Below are 19,382 nucleotides of genomic sequence, written 5' to 3' on the forward strand. Positions count from 1 at the left end.
TTATTTTTCAATGGTTACCGGAAGTTTCCCAACTGCTTGGTGTTCTCCTAAGAAATGTTGTTGCGCTACTTCTTGAAACTCTTTAAAATCTTGGTAGGCTATGACCACCGCCTTTGCCTTTTCCACTTGCAAATGGTTCAAAACATAAGGGTTTCCAAAAAGATATAAAACCGTATTTCCTGAAGCTAAAAGCAAATTGATTTTCTCTAATTCTTCCACAGAAAAACCAAAATTGTTATTAGGTTTTATTTGTGGCGGAAATAGTGCTAGCAAAAGGTTTTCATCCTTGAAAGCCTGAAAATCCAAAATGTTGTTGCAGTTTTCAAAGGATAATCCGTTTAAAAAAGAGGTCGCCTTTTCAGGGCGATTGCAAACTATTTGAAATCCCTCTTTTCTAAATTGCTCCATATCAGAGACGTTTCCCTTATAAAGAGTGATACTTTTTTTGGCAATAGCGGTGTTGAGGGGAGAAGCATCAGTTAAGCTAACTTCATTATCAACATGGCCAAAGGCCTTTTCTTTTAAAATATATACCCTATGAAAACTTTCTTCAATTTGTTCTTCGGAAGCGTTTTTTAGGATTTTTTCAATGCCTTCCATCGTATTTTCGGCAAAACAGAGAATATCGTTTCCGGCATCAAAAGCTAGCCATTCCAATTTTCCTTTCTCAGGATAGTTCTTAGAAACGGCATGCATGTTCAAGGCATCTGAAATAACCACGCCCTCAAAGCCCATTTCGTTTCTAAGCACACCTTTGATAATTTCTTTTGAAATGCTACTGGGTATGTTTTTGTTCCCTGCCAATGCTGGAACCGAAAGATGCCCTACCATCACAGCTTCTGCACCTTCATCAATGAGTTTTTGAAAGGGATAAAGCTCATTTTGAATCAACGCTGCTTTGCTTTTATCAATATGTGGAAGCCCTAGGTGGGAATCCGTGGCTGTATCTCCATGCCCGGGAAAATGTTTAATACTTACAGGAACACCTTCACTTTGGGCTCCTTTTGCATAGGCCAAAGCCTTTTGGGTAACCAAATTTCTGTCCTCTCCGAAGGAACGATAACCTATTACCGGATTGTTGGGATTGTTGTTAATGTCTACAACAGGGGAGAGGTTCCAATGGATACCGGCTGCTTTGCAGTCTTTTGCTATATTTTTACCTACCTGAAAGATAAGTTCATCATCTTGAATGGCACCTAAAGTTATGGCATAAGGGTATTGTGGTGTGTTTTCTATACGCATGGCCAGGCCCCATTCTGCATCAATCGCAATCAATAAGGGCGTCATGGAAACTTTTTGATACCGTTGGATGAGGTTTTTCAGGGAATTGAAACTCTGCTCGTTCTTTACTATTTTTTTCTTTCCTTCAAAATTGGTAGCGGCACTGGCCCTACTGTGGAAGAAGCAGATACCGCCGACCTTACCTTCGGTAATCAATTTTTCCAAAGCTTGAATTTCTTCTTCGGTATCATTGATGAAGGCAGCGGGCATAAAAAGCTGACCTACTTTTTCTCTTAGCGTCAAATTTTTAATATTGATGGTAGCTACATCAGTCATTGGCAGTAGACGATTTTTTCCCGAAATCTGGGGGATATTGTAAATATTTTAAAAGTAAAAAGGCAGGTAGGGCAGAAATGACCACCCAAATGAAAAAACCATCATAACCCAACCAGTTTTGTACGGCCCCACTGATCATGCCCGGTAGCATGGCACCTAGGGCCATAAATCCGGTAGCGATGGCATAATGGGATGTCTTTGAGGCTCCTTCTGCTATGTAGATGAGGTACATTAAGAATGCGGCAAAGCCAAAGCCGTAACCAAATTGCTCAAAAGCCACGGTAGCAACCACAAAAACAAGGCTTTTTGTTTGGGTAACTGCCATAATCGCGTAAAGCACATTGGGGACATTTAAGGAAAGCATCATAGGGAGCATCCATTTTTTGAGACCATCCCTTGAAATGAGAATCCCCCCTAAAATACCCCCAGCCGAAAGGGTAATTAGGCCCACGACCCCATAAATAATACCCACGTTTTCCGTGGAAATGGCCAGTCCGCCTTCGGAAAGGTCATCCAACATAAAGAGCTGTGCCACTTTTGCCAATTGAGATTCACCTAACCGGTAGGTTAAAATAAAGGCCAATGCCACGGCAATATTCGGTTTTTTAAAAAAGGAGGTAAAAACCTCTAAGAAAGCCTTTGGTTTTTCCGTTTCTATTTCTAGGGAAGATTCAAATTTAGGGGTAGTAAAAAAGTTGATGACCGTTAATAGCAGCATCAAAAGACCGGTGATAATCATGGTATAGCTCCATGCCTTGGTATTGTCTCCATACATTTCTTCCAAATAGCCGGCCAAAACAACGATGAGTCCGCTACCGGTAACCATGGCCAAGCGATAGAAGGTGCTTCTGATTCCCACGAAAAAGGACTGTTTTTTTTCAGAAAGTCCAATCATATAATAGCCATCAGAGGCAATATCGTTCGTAGCGGAAGCAAAGGCCGCTACCCAAAAGCAGGCCAAGGTGGTTACAAAAAACATTTGTGTGGGAACTGTGAGCCCAACGGCCAAAAACATGACGGCAATAAGTAGTTGCATTACCAAAAACCAATTTCTCTTGGTACTTTTTAGGTCTACCACGGGGCTCCAAATAGGTTTTAGCACCCAAGGCAGGTATAAAAGACCGGTGTAAAGGGTAATATCCGTATTGTTGATGCCCAACTGCTTGTACATGATTACGGAAACCGATGCAATTATTACGTTGGGAAGTCCTTCTGCGAAATATAACGGAGGAACCCAGCCCCAAGCCCATTTGTCTTTTTTAATCATGTAAAATGCTTTAGTTTAAAAGTAGGGTTTTAGGTTCACTTTCCTTTCCATACTTATCTAAAAAAGTATAGCTAATTTTCTTTCTACCCTTTAAATCAGAAATTAGAATCTCAATATATTCGGGATTGGTAATAAAGGGCTTTGCAATAATATTTTTAGGGCGGAGGGTTTCCTCTTGGCTTTTTTCTGATTTGTAAACCACCCATTGCTTTGCAATGCTGAGGTTTTTAAAATAAAACCTGATTGTATTGCCTACATATGCTTTTGAAATATATTCAGGATGGTTATTAGTAGGTGTTTCTTTACTGGTCATTGGCGTTAAAGCATCTTGAGCATAGAAGTTTCTCTTTAGGATGCGTTCGTGCTTTTTCTTTTTTTCCTTCAGGCTTTTTGCACTAAAAAAGACGTTACCATCTACATTTTCGTTTTTACGCGCGTATAGAATTTGATCAGGAAGTTCTTTTTTACGGTTCCAGGCCTTGTCGCTGTTATTTTCAATCTTGTAAGGCCCGTTTCCGATATAAAGTTGGGTATTGGTGCTATTTTCACTCCACCAATCCACTAACTTTTTATGAGAGGCAACACTGAGTTCCATACTCCAATACAGTTGCGGCACAATGTAATCCAACCATCCTTTTTCCATCCACAACAAAGGGTCGGCATATAGGTTTTCATACGTTGTTTGCCCTGCTTGGGTGTCGGAACCTCTCGGATCCGTGCTTTTGTTTTTCCATACCCCGAACGGACTCACGCCAAATTGCACCCATGGTTTATTATTTTTAGTGACTTCAAAGCTTTTTTTGATGAGGGAATCCATATTGCTTCGGCGCCAATCCTCTAAATTCTGACCCGGGAGTTGGTATTTTTGATAGGCGAGGGAGTCATTGAAAATTTCGTCTTTAATAGTGTAGGGATAGAAATAATCGTCGTAGTGAATACCATCAATCTTGTAGTTGTTGACCAATTCGGTAATGATGGAAGCCATATGGTCTTGTACTTCCGGCAGACCGGGGTTGTAGTAATATTTTTTACCATATTTGATCATCCAGTTAGGATGTTGATAAAAATCATGGTCAGCAGCAAGGTTTAAGGTATCTAGATTAAAGGTAGCCCTATACGGATTGAGCCATGCGTGAAACTCCATTCCGCGTTTATGGGTTTCTTGAACCATCCAAGTTAAGATATCCTCGGAGCTATCTTTGGGCGCTTTTCCTTCCTCTCCTGTTAGGTAGCGGGACCAAGGGGCAAAGTCTGATTTATAAAAAGCGTCCCCGGCTGTTCTAACTTGAACAATGGCCGCATTAAACTTTAATTCTTCATAGTAATCCAAAAGATCAAGATAATCCCTCTTCTTTTTGGCGATTTCATCATTTGGATTTTTTGGCCAATCGATATTGACCACGGTAGCTACCCAAAACCCTCGAAATTCACGTTTGGGTTGCGGTCCTTTTTTGTATGCGGAACAGGAGGTAATTAATCCTGCAAGAAAGAGATATGTAAGTAGTCTAGTAGTCATAAAAAATAAAAAGGCCTATTGTTTAAGATAGGCCTCTTTTGATATAGGTGGTTGTTTAGTTTACTTCATAGCGAACAAAGGCTTCGATTGCAGCATAATCCGAAAGCCCTAAAGCTCTGTATTTTTGTGCAGTATCTTTGTTTCTTTCTTCGGCTCTCATCCAGAACTCCCTAGCATCATCCCCTTGGAACATCACCCCGTCTTTTTGGGATTGGTGGCAGAAAATGGCATAACGCTTTTTCAATACTTGGTCCGGACTCATAGGAACGGCCATCTCAATCTCGTGAATATCCCATTCGTGCCAAGCACCACGATATAACCATAACCAACAATCTTTCATAAAAGGTTCCGATTTTAATCTTCTCATGGCCTCAAATACGGCATCCAAACAAACCTTATGTGTTCCGTGAGGGTCAGCTAAGTCCCCTGCGGCGTAGATTTGATGTGGTTCTACCTCTTTGATGATATTCATCATTATTTCGATATCCGCGTCGGACAGGCTATTTTTTTTAATGGTCCCTGTTTCGTAAAAAGGAAGGTCCAAGAAGTGTACGTTTTCATCCGGAAGTCCCAAGTAACGGGTTGCCGCATAGGATTCTCCTCTTCTAATATTGCCTTTTAGTTTTCTTACTTCAAGGGTATCAAAACTACTTTCTTTCTTAGCCTTGATATCGTCTATCAATTTTTGCGCTTCATCAGAATAATTAATTCTTTTTGCTATACCGGCGTAACGTAGGGCATCTGCATCGGAAACGGCAATATTTCCAGAAGTCTGGTAGGCCACATGAACCTCATGGCCTTGCTCGATTAGCCTATCAAAAGTACCTCCCATAGAAATAACATCATCATCTGGGTGCGGACTAAAAAGTATCACCCTTTTCTTTGCGGGTTCCGCTCTTTCCGGTCTGTTGGTATCATCGGCATTTGGCTTTCCACCAGGCCATCCCGTAATGGTGCGTTGTAACCTATTGAACATGTTTATATTAAGGTCGTAAGAATCTTGGGTCGCCAATAATCCGGACATACCGTTGTCATTGTAATCTTTGTCCGTTAGGCTAAGAATGGACTTGTTGGTCTGCTCACATAACCAAACAATGGCTTTAGATGTAAGGCTTTCCGTCCAATCCAAGGATTCATCTACAAGCCAAGGAGTCTTGTTTCTGGTCAACTGGCTGCCGGCTCCTGTATCCAGAACAAACGTACAGTTTTTATGCTCCTGTAAATAGGTAGCGGGAACTTGAGAAGAGATTTCGCCTTCTACCGTTTTTTTGATGATATCCGCTTTGTTTTCGCCCCAACCCAATAAAACGATTCTTTTGGCGCTTCTTACCGTGGCTATACCCATAGTAATGGCTTTTCTAGGTACGTTGTCTATACCTAAAAAAGCGGGGGCAGCATCTACTCTGGTGATGTGGTCAAGTGTAATGACCCTAGTGCCGGAGTTGTAGTGGGAACCAGGTTCATTAAATCCAACATGTCCGGTACGACCAATCCCTAATAATTGAAAATCAAGGCCCCCGGCCTTCTTTATCGCCTTTTCGTATGCCAAGCAATAGTCGATTACGTCATCACCTTGAATGGTACCATCTGGAATGTGAATGTTTTCCTCAGGTATGTCTATATGATTGAATAAGTGTTCGTGCATAAAGTACCAATAGCTTTGGCGATTTTCCTTTTCCATGGGAAGGTACTCATCCAAGTTAAAAGTGATAACATTGGAGAATGTCAATCCTTCTTCTTTGTGCATGCGAACCAACTCCTCATAAACTCTAATAGGAGAGGAGCCTGTAGCAAGTCCTAGAACACAGTTTTTATTTTCCTTTTGCTTTTTTCTGATGAGAGCAGCAATTTCCTCAGCGACCTTTATGGATGCTCTGTTGGAGTCCGAAAAAATAACATTGTGAATTTTTTCAAATCTAGTCTCTTCAAATTGACCTACAGGTCTATATTCAATTGAAGATCCGTTTTTTTCGAGAATTGTTTTCATTTTAAGATAGTTCTTTTGGTAGAGGTTTAAATCCATGCAAATATAGGCATGAAAATCGATATTTTGCTGTTTTTTGCTTTTTAAAATGCTGTTTTTTGCATTTTTAATGATTTGTTAACTTCAAGGTAGAAAAAAACGGCATTCAATATAATTACCTATATTTGTCCCCGAAAAATTAAGAATTCCATGACGCTATGTTAAAGGAAGAGCGGCAACAGACCATACTCAACGAGGTTGAACTTCACAACCGGATCCTGCTTACGGATATTGCCGAAGCACTTGACGTCTCTATTGACACCGTTAGAAGGGATGTAAAGGAGTTGGATTCTGAAAATAAGCTGCGAAAAGTACATGGCGGCGCTATTTCCTTGGGTTTTACGGTCAATAGTACACGGAACCAGAACGTCTATAGGCTTGAGGAAAAAAATATTATCGCACAAAAGGCTTTGAGTTTATTAAAACCGGGCTCGGTTATTTTTATTGATGGTGGTACCACCTGCTCTGAGCTCGCAAGGCTTATGCCCCATAACCTCGAAATCACCTGTTTCACCCATAGCTTGCCGGTAGCATCAGAACTGTTGAACAAACCCAACGTAAACGTCATCATCGTTGGGGGGCAGGTATCCAGTGAATCACAGACCACCATTGGGGCCAACGCTATTCATAACCTGTCCGAAATCAGGGTAGATTTTAGTTTTATAGGTACAGGTTATGTAGATTCCTTTTACGGACTCACAGAATTTGACTGGGATATTGTACAAGTAAAAAAAGCAGTGATAAAAAGCTCTAAAAAAACGGTACTTTTATCCATTTCGGAAAAATTGAATTCGCAACACCGTTATAAAACCTGTGATATAAACGCCATCAATACGATGATTACCGAATTGAATCCAACGGATGCCTTATTGAATTCATTTAGAAACCACGATATACATATTTTATAAATAGCCATGACTTACACCAAAATTACTGAATCTCCTTCCAATCATGACCATTTGGAGCAATTGGATACCTTATCCATCCTCAATAAAATGAATGAGGAAGATCAAAAAGTGGCCATAGCTGTAGAAAAGGCCATTCCTCACATTACCCAATTAGTTGATGGACTTGCCGAACGCTTTGAAAAAGGGGGGAGGTTATTTTATATTGGTGCGGGAACCAGTGGAAGATTGGGTGTTTTGGATGCTTCCGAGATACCACCAACCTACGGGTTGCCCCATACCAGGGTCATTGGTATTATAGCTGGCGGCGATAAGGCCATTAGAAAATCCGTGGAAAATGCAGAGGACGATACGGAACAAGCTTGGAAAGACCTAATGGAGCATGATATAAACGAGTTGGATGTGGTTGTAGGAATAGCCGCTTCTGGCACTACGCCCTACGTACTTGGCGGAATAGCCGAAGCTAAAAAGAATGGTCTTTTGACAGCGGGTATCACCAATAACCCAGGTTCACCCTTGGCCACTTCTGCCGATATTCCTATTGAGATGAATGTTGGACCGGAGTTTGTAACTGGGAGTACGAGAATGAAAAGTGGCACTTCGCAAAAACTTGCCCTCAATATGATTTCAACTGCCTTGATGATCCGTATCGGTAGGGTAAAAGGCAATAAAATGGTCAACATGCAATTGAGTAATAACAAACTTGTGGACAGAGGAGCAAGGTATGTGGCCGAAGGTCTTCAAATACCTTATGAACAAGCAGAATTATTACTTAGAAAGCACGGCTCTGTAAAAGCGGCCATTGACGCAGGGGTATAAATTTTACTTTTCTACTCTCGCAACTTCGTCCGTAGTGACAAAATGGTCGGACCAATTGCCCCATGAATTTAAAATATAATTCATGACATCGGCAATTTCCGAATCATCCAATCCCATGGGGGCCATCACGTTGTTATAGGTAACGCCGTTGACAACCATTTCTCCCTGCTGTCCATACTTGATCCCTCTAATGCTTGCCTCTCTATTATTTTTAAGATAATCTGACTGGGCCAAAGGAGGGAAGGTATTGGCAACGCCTTTTCCATCTTCAAGATGACAGGTAACGCAAAAATCCATATATACCATCTCTCCTCTAAGCATACTTTCTTCTAAATCCGCTTCTTGCCCAAATATTGAGACTGTGCCAATACAGAAGAAAAGAATAACGAGGGGGAATACTCTTATGACCATTACTACGGAATAACTACTTTTTAATTATTAGGAACCAATTTATAAATTCCTTTACCTTCAACAGCAACATAAATAAGACCATCAGGGCCTTCCTTTACGTCTCTAACTCGACCAATTTCGGGCATTAACTTCTCTCTTTTGGCAACTTTATTTCCATCCAAAACCAACCTTTCCAAATATTGAAACTTCAAAGATCCTACCAGGATACTACCTTTGTAACCTTTGTAAGTATCCGTAGAAACAAAAGCCATGCCGCTAGGTGCTATGCTCGGTAACCAATAATGAATGGGTTGCTCCATTCCTTCCTTTTCCGTTTCATCTGTTATGGGGGTGCCAGAATAATTGATTCCGTAAGTAATTACGGGCCAACCGTAATTGGCTCCTGGCTTAACAATATTTATTTCATCCCCGCCTCTAGGGCCGTGTTCATTGTCCCATATCTCCCCTGTTTCTGGATGTTTGGCCAATCCCTGTGGGTTTCTGTGACCATAACTATAAATGGCCGTTTTTGCACCGGATTCATTGACAAATGGATTGTCTTTTGGAATGCTGCCATCTGCATTAAAACGATAAATCTTTCCACCGTCCCTGGTTATGTCTTGCGGGTTGGTATCTCGATCACCTCTTTCTCCAATCGAAAGAAACAAATAACCGTCGTTGTCAAATACTATTCGAGAACCAAAATGTTGTCCTTTTGTAGTGTTGGGTGTTGCTTTATACAGCACTTCACTATCCACTAACGAGTTACCTTGGAGTTTCGCTCTCATAAGAGCGGTATTCCCACCTTTTTCGTCACCTTGCTCTGATGCGTAGGAAATATAAATCCAACCGTTTTCACTGTAATTTGGGTGCGCTTCAATGTCCAATAATCCACCCTGTCCGCGTGCATAAACTTTTGGTACGCCCTCTATTTGTGTTTTAGTTCCATTTTTAAAGTGAATGATTTCTCCAGATTTTTCAGTTACAAGCATACTTCCATCCGGTAAAAAAGTCATTCCCCATGGAATTTGCATTTCATCGATCAGTAGTTCTGCCTGAAATGGTGTGTTTGTTACATCATCAACTTGGTTTTCAGGGTCTTGAGCACAAGATGAGTAAAAGAAAATAAGGGAAGAGAAGATTAGAAATACACTATTTTTCATGGTTCTACGTTAAAAATAATATTATAGTATGCTTAGCAGATAAATATAAAGAGAATTTATAAGTATAAATAATTACATCTGAAGAATAAATGCTCCCCAAAGGCTGCTATTCTTTTAACCAAGACTTAACCTATGTTCCCAACAAAAAAGAGGCATATTCTTATTGCCCTAATATTACTGATATCTTCAGTAGTAGGCACTACGGCAATAGCCAATCCCAAAGTCTATACCCTAATTACCGAGGTTGCCGAGGTAGTCAAGGAAGTGGTTTCTACCGTTAAGACAGAAAATCACACGAAGGAAAGTACGTTTTTGAGGAATACCCAAAAAAACAAAGCAGTAAAGAGTGCTGCTGCAGCTCCCATGTTTATGACTATCATACAAGGGGCAGATGAAACCGTAAGTTGTGCCAATGATGGGGCAACCATAGCGCGTTTTATACTTTGTGGGGATTCTGATGACAGAAATATTACCTTATCCGGGGGGCCTTATTCAACGGTTTCTTGGCAGCAACTGGCCGGTACCCCAAATACCAATGTAGAATGTCCAGACTATGCTGGCACCTACAATGAAGTACATGATGGGCCATCCTTTAATTTGGATGCCAGTACTATTTCTGCGGCCAATGGTGCGGAATTTAGGGTTCAGGTAAATGGAGGTCAGTATTATTATATTGAAGTTGTTAAGAGTACCATTACCCAGACCTATACCAAAAAAGATTATGTGTGTAACAATCCAGGAAGGATTGAAATTACGGGACTACCTAATAGTTATCAATTTAGAATTAGGGAAGGGGCCAACCCTTTTGGTCCTTACCAATCTTCTTCCATTTTTGATAATTTGACTCCGGGCTCCTATCAGGTACAGGCCCGTTTGAACATTTCGGGTCAGGTATGTGAGTACTTATATGAAGTAATCGAAATTGAAGAGGTTGATATTGAAATAGAAGTTACGTTTACCAATCCGGTGTGTAGTGGTGAAACAGGAAGTATTGATGTTACCGTTAATCCAGAAGTGCCTGGACCTTATGTGTATACCTTATTGGATGAGAACGGCGCCGAAATAGAATTTACTTCTACCATTAGTAGTAACACCTATACTTTTGGGGCGGTAAGCGAAGGTACGTATGCCGTAAAGGTTGAGACTAATGATTGTCGTGAGGACATTCCCAATGGAATTCCTGCGCCAATCCAATATACGGATACTAGCGGAAATCCAATTACTGTTGGAGAGGGGTTAAGCCCCATTTCTGTAGTTACTGATACCAATGGTATGAGTTTTGGTTGTTCTACGATATCAAGTGTTGATATTGATGTAACCCCGTCTGGTGGATCCGGTTCATATAGTTATACCGTGAGCGATGGAGGTAATTCAGGCGGATTTTTTACGGGAACCAGTTCCTATACGGTAACTTCGCCTGGAACTTATACATTTTTCATTACGGATGATCAAGGTTGTACCGCTGAAAAATCTGAATATGTAGCAGAACTGGATCCGCCAGATGTAACAGCGTCCGATATTATTGGTACTTGTACCAATGGAGGAGGTAAGGTAGATTTTACCATTAATGATCCCAGAGGATTTAATCTGGAATTTAGGGCTACCAACAATGCCGGTGATCCGTTTACAAGCTCATCAACCATACCTGTAGCTGACGGAACTTATAATATAGTTGAAGTAAGATATTCTCAGGGAGCTTTTTCATGTGTTCTTTCACTTCCGGCGGTTACCGTGAGCTCAGAAGGCGGTTTGAACGGTTCTGCAAGTTTGACACAAGATTATACTTGTAGCAATAGCGGGGCTATTATCGATTTTACTCCGGCTACTGGGGGATCCGGTTCTGGTTATGAATATAGTATTGATAATACCAATTACCAGGCAGGAACTAGTTTTAATGGGCTAGCGCCGGGCACCTATATTCCCTACATTAGGGACGATGCCGGGTGTTATCAAGCATTGGCTCCCATCACGGTTTCAGAACCAGTTCCGCCAACGGCTATCAATTTTGTACAGGATAATTTAGATTGTGCTACCGGAACTAGTAGGGTTACCATAGATGTTCAACCTGCTACATTTACCGTAGCTCAGTATGAAATCATTTCTTCCAATCCCGCTACAGCATTGCCACCGGCACAGGCAAGCAACGTTTTTAATGGATTGGATTTGGATACTTCCTATCAATTTGAAATAACCGATACTGATGGTTGTACGTACAATGCCAGTTTTACGACGGGAGGAATTAGCACTATTCGAGCCAGAGTACAATCAGGTGGTGATCGAAAGGTTTGTCCTGGGGCTACGGACGGTGACGGCGGTTTTTTGGTCGATGGTTTTGCAACGGATTATGATTATGTAGTTAATAGAACCGCTCCTTCAGCTGCTGTTATTACAAGCGGTAGTAATAGTACGGCATTAAATATTCCCATTTCAGGTTTAGGTGCAGGAACGTATGAAATAACGGTGACCGATAACGATACGAATTGTGTTTCCACGGCCTCTTTTGATGTAGAAGAAGCAGCCACTCCTTTGGGTATAACAGCCGATGTAACTGATATGAGTTGTCAAAACAACAATATTGGTAGGGTTAGGGCGAATGCTTCCGGAGGTTTTGGAAGTTATAGATATGAACTATTGTGGCCACCTTCCGATGGAAGAACCCAAGGACCAAAAACAGGTAGAAATTTTGGAAATTTAACCGAAGAAGGGACCTATACTTTAACCGTCATTGATTCCGAAGGATGTAGGGAGTCCACAACCTTTACACTTACCAGTGTAACGGCGCCAACAATTGCTTTGGATAGTGGGGACTTTTGTTATTCGCCAACCAATAACGGTCAACTTTCTGTTACTTCAACCGCAGGCTCAGCACCTCTGGCATCCCATAGATATCGTATAAACGGAGGTTCCTTGCAAACGCCTGGAACAGCCGGAACCTATACTTTTACGGGATTGGTGCCAGGTAATTATACTATTGAGGTAGTGGATGGGAACGATTGTATCGCTTCCACCTCAAGTATTAGAATACCACCTCAAGTTCAGGTGAATTTAGATGTAGTTTCTGAAATACCTTGTGGTGGTGACGGGGAAATGGAAATCACGGTTTCCGGAGGTGATGTGAGTAATCTGGCCTCTACGTCTTATACCATTTATTTAGACGGAACTCCTGTAGCGGGTCATACGGGTAATACTTTACCCTCTAACCCATTTAACTATACAGTTCCTTTCGGTTCTCATGGAGATTATACCGTAGAAGTTACTGATAACAACAGTTGTAACAATACTTCTGAAATATTGACTTTTGCCGAGCCTACCAATATAGCGGCAACCCATAGAATTGTAGGCCCAAGTTGCGGTGATCCAAACAGTGGTTTTGTGGAGGTAATACCAACGGTATCTTCGGGCGTGCCACCTTTTGAGGTGATTTTTGCCCCAGTAGGCACTTTGATTCCCGATCCAAATAACCCGGATCCAACGAGCACTTACTCTTTCTCCGATCAAACCATTTACTCTGGTTTGGCAGCAGGAGATTATGAGTATATGGTAAAAGATGCCAGAAACTGTATTACCGGTATTGTGGCTATTACGGTTGCCCCAGACCCCAACCCTGCACCAGATGCTACGGTAACGCCCATTGACGCTAGCTGTAATGCTGGTGATTTGTCCGGTGGGGTAACGGTAAATTTACCAACGGCCGGGGTGGAAACCTATACCATCGTTATTGAGGATAATTTTGGAAATGAGTTTGTATCGCAAAATAACGTGGCGGATGCAGATTTTCCAGTGAATATTTCTGATCCAAGTCTGGTTCCTGGAAATTATCAGATGATAATAATTGATTCTAGAGGATGTAACGATATTGAACCTTTTACAATTAACACTGCAGCCCTGGATATAATTCCCACCTATCCACCACCGCCAGCTATCTGTAGTCCTGGAGGAACAACAGTTTGCGTGGAAATCGTGAATGGAACAGGCCCGTATGAAATTCGATTGGTGGACCCGGATCCATTAGTAGGTTGGACCGCTCCTAATAATACAGCTACCAATCACTGTTTTGCCGGTCTTCTTTGGGGCGTTTCTTATACCGTTGAGGTTCGTGATACGGCTACAGGTTGTACTTATCAAGAAGTGATTACTTTGCCTGATGGACCGGGTCCTACGGTTACGATAACGGTTGACGGTGCAACTTGTAGAAATGGTGATGTAGGTGTAAATTACACTATCACAGGTGGTACGGCTCCTTTCGATGTAATCATAACAAATTTAGATACAGGCGCTGAAGTTTATAATGTAACCAATTCTTCTTTGACCGCCCTAGGTACGGATTTGACCGTTCCACAGGGAAGATATGGTATTTCTGTACTGGATGCAGGTGATTGTTCTGGCGGTGATGAAGATGAAGCAACCGTAAATATGCCCCGTGTAGATATTATAGACAACCAAAACGCTAACTGTAACGCCTTAGGGCAATTGACCGTACGTGGAAGTGGTGGTACACCGTTTGGCACGGGTAGCCCATATCTATATGCCTATATGCCGGCAGGTACTCCTCCCGCTATAGGTGATTTTACCGATGCCTCCACCGTGGCACTTCCAGGGTCATTGGCGCCTGGTACCGATTATGATATTTGGGTAAGGGATGCCAATAATTGTTCCTTTATGGTTACAGCGGCTGTGATTCAGCTAAATCCTGATTTGCCAGCTCCAAATATTAGTGTTAACAATCAGTGTGATGTAACAACTCCGGTAGGTGGTTTCGAGATAACGGTTGAAATGCCTGGAGATATTGATACTCCAACATTTACATTGAACGGAGTTAGCCAAACACCACCCTATGTTCCTGGAACTCCAACACAAGCGATATTCTTCGTAAGTAACATTGGATCATATCCTGTAAACGTAATTGATGCCAATGGTTGTGATGTAGATGACGTAGCAGAAGTGTATCAAGTACTTTCAGCGTCAGGAGGTTTTAGTACTGAACCAAATTGTACTGATAGTGATGGTGAAATTACAATTACCGCTAACGGTGGTAGTGGAGACTTTAGTTATGTATTAACGGGTATAGATATGTTTGGTACTCCCGTAAACATTACGGACCCTAATAGTGATGGTGTTTTTGAGAATATACCTCCTGGAGATTATGAGGTGGAGGTTACTGACAATTTAGTGGATGATGGAGTTACTAACTGTACGTTCTTAGTAGATGATATTTTCAGATCCAATCCTACCCAGCCAAATATTGATGATGCCGGTGCTTCGGATATAAGCTGTAATGGTGCGAATGATGGTAGTATTTCTGCTTCTATACAATCAGGAACTGATATAGACGGTATTCAAGAATACAACCTCTACAATTCTACATTGGCCAGTATGCCTGCCAATCTAGATACTTCAGGTAGAGCAGGAACAAATGCCTCAGGAACATTCTTGAATTTAACGCCGGGTACCTACGTAATTGAGGTGGTTACCGATAGAAATTGTTTTGATAGGGAAGAAGTTGTTATTAATGAACCACCCCCATTTGAAATTGATGTGACTGCGGGAACTTTAGTTTGTAACCCTGCGGCGAATCAATATAGCACGACTAATGTAACAGCAAGTATCGTTGGTACGAACGTTGGTAATGGCGGTCCTTATGGATATAAATTAGACCCGGCGGACAGTTACCAAACGAGTCCAACTTTTGAAATAGTTGATACGGGTGTGGATCAAACGATTACCATTTACGCGATTGATTCCAATGGCTGTGAGTTTTTTGATTCCGTGACCGTATTGGCACCCAATAATGTATCGGCAATAATTACCCAAATTCGACCAATGGATTGTGAAAACCCCGAAAGAATACGGGTTGAGGTTACTGGTTCTACCAATTTTATTATTGAAGACCAAGGATTTAGTGTAGCTAATGTAAGCAGTGTTTCGCAACCTAGTGGTACGTTTGTGGAATTTGATCTGCCCATGGTTTCTGGAGAGTATAATTTACAGGTAAACGATGTGGGTGGTTGCACCTATCCAATAGCCGCTTACACGGTTTTAGAGCCTGTTTTACCTACGGTAACCATCTCACAAAATGATCCAGTAGGATGCTTTAACGCTTTGGATGGAGAATTGACCATTGATGTTTCTGGCTTTAACGGTGTATACGAGTATACGGTTTATGAATCAAATGACCCTGGTTTTATCGGCGGAGCTTTTGGAGCACCTGTGGGAGGTAATTCTACCGGAAGTATAGATACAGCGGTAGATGGTAACCCATTTGTAATTACTGGTCTGGAAGGCGGTAATCTTCGTGTCGTCATCCGTGAAATGGGAATGACCGCTGTAGCCTGTAATGTATTTAGTAACGCAAGTACCATAGAAATGCCAAGTGAGCAATTGGTGATTACTACCATGGACGAGGTAGGCCGTGTGGGCTGTAACGACGACCTTGGTGAAATTTTTGTTTCGACTCAAGGAGGATGGACCACTGCGCCTTATGAATATATGTTGGAATATGAGAATCCCGTTGGTAGTGGTTTTGCACCACATTCCAACGCGGCGTATGCAACTTTTGCGGCTAACGGCACCAATGATAGGTTTACCGGTCTTTCCGCTGGAAACTATAGGGTAACGGTGCGAGATGCCGAAGGGTGTACACATATCGAAGAATTGGAACTGTTACCGGTTCCACCTATTGATGCGGAAGCTATTATTACTCGAGAATTGGAATGTCCTCAAGGTAATGACGCCGTAATTGTGGCTGTAGAGCCGGGTACAACAACCCCCGGTGCTATAGGAGGTGTTCCAGGAGGCGGATATCAGTATAGGTTACTTCATTTGGGAAGTAATAACAATACAGATGTTATTTCTTCAACAGGATATCAAACAGACCCAGAATTCGTAGGAACTGCTGGAACAGGTGTGATCCCTGGCGGTTGGTATGCAGTGGAGGTTGTTTCTACACTGGATTGTAGTTTTGTAACGCCTCCCGTACAGGTAATTCCACCACCACCGATCAATCCTGTTTTGATTCAGACATCGGTGCCGGCCTGTGGTAACATTGCCACCATGATGATACGAGTGAACAATCCTGATCCAGATCCTAGTGTTACCTATGAGTACAGTGTTAACGGTTCGGGTGGACCATGGTCTCCTATTAGCGGGATAGATTCAAATGGCCTACCTGTTGAAACCAATATTCCTGGAACCATAGGAAACTCCTATAGGTATGAGGTTAGAAAAGTAGGAGGATTAAGTTCTTGTTTGGCAAGAAAGACCAATGGTATAACCATTACGGACGCAGAGCCTTTAAGTTTAGACCTAGCCTCGCCAACTTTTGATGTGTCATGTGCTTATGAGGTTGATGGAAGAATTGAGGCCGTAGCCAATGGTGGTACTGGTATATATGAATTTAGAATTTATAATACGGATCCAGGTACTGACGCTTTTGCTGCGGAATCCTTACCTACCTACAATAATTTACCTATGCAGGACTTTGGTACTTTTGAAAACTTGGATTCTGGAGATTACTGGATTTCGGTTATTAGTAGAGCGAATTGTGGGGTAGTACAGGGGCCATTTACCATTGCTCCGGCAGAACCTGTGACTATTGATTTTAATAGTACCCCTACCACTTGTTTTGGAGAAGCGGACGGCACTATCACCATGGAGGTTACCAGTGCAACTCCTGGACTTGTGAAATTTGCAATAGAACCAAACCTAAGTGAGTTTTTCTCTGACCCGGACAATCCGTTGGTTTATACCTTTACAGATTTACCGGCGAATACGCCTAGCAATCCGTCCTACACGGTACTGGCGCAAGATGCGGAAGGTTGTCCTCAGACTTTTGAGATTGTGGTAACGGAGCCTAGTGAATTGGAAATTACGGATGTGGAGACCACTCCGGAAACCTGTATCGGTTTTGCAGATGGTACGGCCCAGTTAACAATTTCTGGAGGAACACCTTTTGTAGACCCTATTACCTTGGCTACTTACTATGAAACCAGAATTATAGGTCCTAATTCGGATGGAACAGAGGTATTTGAGAGAAATGATGATTTATTATTGGATAATTTGATAGGTGGGGAAACCTATATTGTATTTGTTCAGGATGCCAATATGTGCGGTACAGATGTACTTATCCCAATTGAAATTGGGGTAGACCTTACGGCAGAACCAATTGTTCAATATGGATGTGAGGGAATATTCCCAAACAGTACAGCTAGGGTTGAGATACAAGATTCAAGTTTAATGCCTGAATTATTGTTCGCAATAAACCCAGTAGACCCAACGGATGCCATTACATCATTAGCAACAACAGAGAGAGAATGGGGTGATCTTCCAGCTGGTGATTATACGGTATACATTTACCATGAGAATGGTTGTACCAATTCGGTTGAATTTACTATAGATTCGTATAACCCTTTAACCCTTACCGCAGAAAAGACCGGTCCAAATGAGATTACGGCAACAGCAGAAGGTGGTTTTGGGGGCTATGAGTTCTTCTTTAATGGAACATCGTACGGGTCCGAAGGTTTGTATACCACAACGGATAGTGGTACGGTTGAAATACGGGTAGTAGATCAAAACGGTTGTGTAGCAGTTGCGGCCATACCATTTGAGTTCACCGGAATGCTGGAAATTCCTAATTTCTTTTCACCTAACGGAGATAACGAGAATGATTTCTGGGCACCAGGCAATAGAGACTTCTTCCCCAATATAGAGGTAATTATTTACGACCGTTATGGCCGTGTGGTTGCTGAACTTGACCAAGTGAGCAAATGGGATGGTACGTATGAAGGTAAGGAGCTACCAACTGGTGATTACTGGTACGTTGTTAACCAAAATGATGATAGGGATATACGGTATGTAGGTCATTTTACATTATACCGATAAATAAGGATGCTTTTAAGAAGAGAAACGGATACCGACAGGTGTCCGTTTCTTTTTTGTAACCGTTCACATTTATTTGTAATTTAATCTCTTTCAAAATTAGTAACCCAAATCAACATTGTATGCCCAAATTTACTTGGATGCTTGTCCTTTGTTTTGCTTTTCAAGGATGTGCGTCTCAATCATCAAGATTAATAGATGATAGTTATGAAACAGTAACCAAGGAAAAGTTAGATTACTATTTATATTATCCAGAGGGCTACGATGAAAAATCAAATGAGAAATTTCCACTACTTCTTTTTCTACACGGAGGAGGAGAATCTGGGGATAGTTTGGTGGCCGTAAAAAGAAATGGACCTCCAAAATTAATTGCCAGAGGTAAAAAATTTCCTTTTCTCATTTTGGCGCCGCAGAATCCCCATAGAAAAAAATGGTGGAATACCAGGGCGGTGAACCAATTATTGGAAACTGTTGTGGAAAACAATAACGTGGATAAAAATCGTATTTATTTAACAGGTTTGAGTAGGGGAGGTGGAGCTGCTTGGGAAATGGTAGTTCAGTATCCGGAGAAATTTGCCGCTCTGGCCGTTGTGTGTGGTATGGCTCCTTTACCATATGCCTCTTGGATCGATAAAAAGCTGGGTATTTGGGTGTTTCACGGAGAGGAAGATGAATCTATTCCTTTTAGTGAATCGGAAAATATGGTGAACAGATTAAGGTCTATGGGATACGAGGTCCGTTTTACCAATTACCCAGGGGTGGGCCATGACTCTTGGGTGCAAGCTTACAATACAGAAGAGCTCTATGAGTGGCTTATGGACCAGTCTAGGGAACCGAAATAAACTAGAACAATTTCAACTTGAACACT

The 19,382-nt window shown here is 41.8% G+C and carries 10 protein-coding genes; 4 read left to right on the top strand and 6 right to left on the bottom strand.

Features of this window, described 5'->3' with window-relative positions:
• From IL355_RS14820 to nagB, 4 genes are read right to left on the bottom strand one after another with little or no spacing between them, the layout of a single operon-like run.
• Positions 1-1,557: a glycoside hydrolase family 3 protein gene (locus IL355_RS14820; RefSeq protein ID WP_192462902.1), complete on the bottom strand. Its 1,557-nt coding sequence runs from the start codon at positions 1,555-1,557 to the stop codon at positions 1-3.
• Positions 1,550-2,824, bottom strand: coding sequence for an MFS transporter (locus IL355_RS14825; RefSeq protein WP_192462903.1), 1,275 nt, complete (start codon positions 2,822-2,824; stop codon positions 1,550-1,552). The genes IL355_RS14820 and IL355_RS14825 overlap by 8 nt, the downstream gene beginning before the upstream one ends.
• A gap of 10 nt (positions 2,825-2,834) precedes the next feature.
• Positions 2,835-4,340, bottom strand: a complete 1,506-nt coding sequence (locus IL355_RS14830) for a glycoside hydrolase family 10 protein (RefSeq protein ID WP_192462904.1) — start codon at positions 4,338-4,340, stop codon at positions 2,835-2,837.
• 55 nt (positions 4,341-4,395) lie between these two features.
• On the bottom strand, positions 4,396-6,327 hold the full coding sequence (gene nagB / locus IL355_RS14835; RefSeq protein WP_192462905.1) for a glucosamine-6-phosphate deaminase: 1,932 nt from the start codon (positions 6,325-6,327) through the stop codon (positions 4,396-4,398).
• 194 nt (positions 6,328-6,521) lie between these two features.
• Between nagB and IL355_RS14840 the strand changes: the two genes are divergently transcribed.
• Complete coding sequence (locus tag IL355_RS14840; RefSeq protein ID WP_192462906.1) at positions 6,522-7,271, top strand: DeoR/GlpR family DNA-binding transcription regulator; 750 nt, start codon at positions 6,522-6,524, stop codon at positions 7,269-7,271.
• Between the two features lie 6 nt (positions 7,272-7,277).
• Positions 7,278-8,087: an N-acetylmuramic acid 6-phosphate etherase gene (gene murQ / locus IL355_RS14845; RefSeq protein WP_192462907.1), complete on the top strand. Its 810-nt coding sequence runs from the start codon at positions 7,278-7,280 to the stop codon at positions 8,085-8,087.
• Positions 8,088-8,090: 3 nt separating this feature from the next.
• Here the strand turns inward: murQ and IL355_RS14850 are convergent, their stop codons facing one another.
• Positions 8,091-8,498: a c-type cytochrome gene (locus IL355_RS14850; RefSeq protein WP_225621266.1), complete on the bottom strand. Its 408-nt coding sequence runs from the start codon at positions 8,496-8,498 to the stop codon at positions 8,091-8,093.
• Between the two features lie 20 nt (positions 8,499-8,518).
• Positions 8,519-9,640 carry a PQQ-dependent sugar dehydrogenase gene (locus IL355_RS14855; RefSeq protein WP_192462908.1) on the bottom strand — a complete coding sequence of 374 codons (1,122 nt, stop codon included), beginning with the start codon at positions 9,638-9,640 and terminating at the stop codon, positions 8,519-8,521.
• A gap of 132 nt (positions 9,641-9,772) precedes the next feature.
• On the opposite strand from IL355_RS14855, the gene IL355_RS14860 reads away from it, so the two are divergent.
• A complete protein-coding gene (locus IL355_RS14860; protein WP_192462909.1) occupies positions 9,773-18,517 on the top strand; it encodes a T9SS type B sorting domain-containing protein in 8,745 nt (2,914 codons plus the stop codon).
• A 119-nt stretch (positions 18,518-18,636) separates the two neighbouring features.
• Entirely contained in the window at positions 18,637-19,356 is a 720-nt protein-coding gene (locus IL355_RS14865; RefSeq protein WP_192462910.1) for a carboxylesterase family protein, read from the top strand.
• The last annotated feature ends 26 nt before the right edge of the window (positions 19,357-19,382 follow it).

The organism is Euzebyella saccharophila (assembly GCF_014855495.1).
GTDB lineage: Bacteria > Bacteroidota > Bacteroidia > Flavobacteriales > Flavobacteriaceae > Euzebyella > Euzebyella saccharophila.

Excerpts from the sequence above, each read along its gene's own strand:
- IL355_RS14865 (WP_192462910.1), top strand. The coding sequence starts at position 18,637 with ATGCCCAAATTTACTTGGATGCTTGTCCTTTGTTTTGCTTTTCAAGGA.
- murQ (WP_192462907.1), top strand. The coding sequence starts at position 7,278 with ATGACTTACACCAAAATTACTGAATCTCCTTCCAATCATGACCATTTG.
- IL355_RS14825 (WP_192462903.1), bottom strand. The coding sequence starts at position 2,824 with ATGATTAAAAAAGACAAATGGGCTTGGGGCTGGGTTCCTCCGTTATAT.
- IL355_RS14830 (WP_192462904.1), bottom strand. The coding sequence starts at position 4,340 with ATGACTACTAGACTACTTACATATCTCTTTCTTGCAGGATTAATTACC.
- nagB (WP_192462905.1), bottom strand. The coding sequence starts at position 6,327 with ATGAAAACAATTCTCGAAAAAAACGGATCTTCAATTGAATATAGACCT.
- IL355_RS14840 (WP_192462906.1), top strand. The coding sequence starts at position 6,522 with ATGTTAAAGGAAGAGCGGCAACAGACCATACTCAACGAGGTTGAACTT.
- IL355_RS14850 (WP_225621266.1), bottom strand. The coding sequence starts at position 8,498 with ATGGTCATAAGAGTATTCCCCCTCGTTATTCTTTTCTTCTGTATTGGC.
- IL355_RS14820 (WP_192462902.1), bottom strand. The coding sequence starts at position 1,557 with ATGACTGATGTAGCTACCATCAATATTAAAAATTTGACGCTAAGAGAA.
- IL355_RS14860 (WP_192462909.1), top strand. The coding sequence starts at position 9,773 with ATGTTCCCAACAAAAAAGAGGCATATTCTTATTGCCCTAATATTACTG.
- IL355_RS14855 (WP_192462908.1), bottom strand. The coding sequence starts at position 9,640 with ATGAAAAATAGTGTATTTCTAATCTTCTCTTCCCTTATTTTCTTTTAC.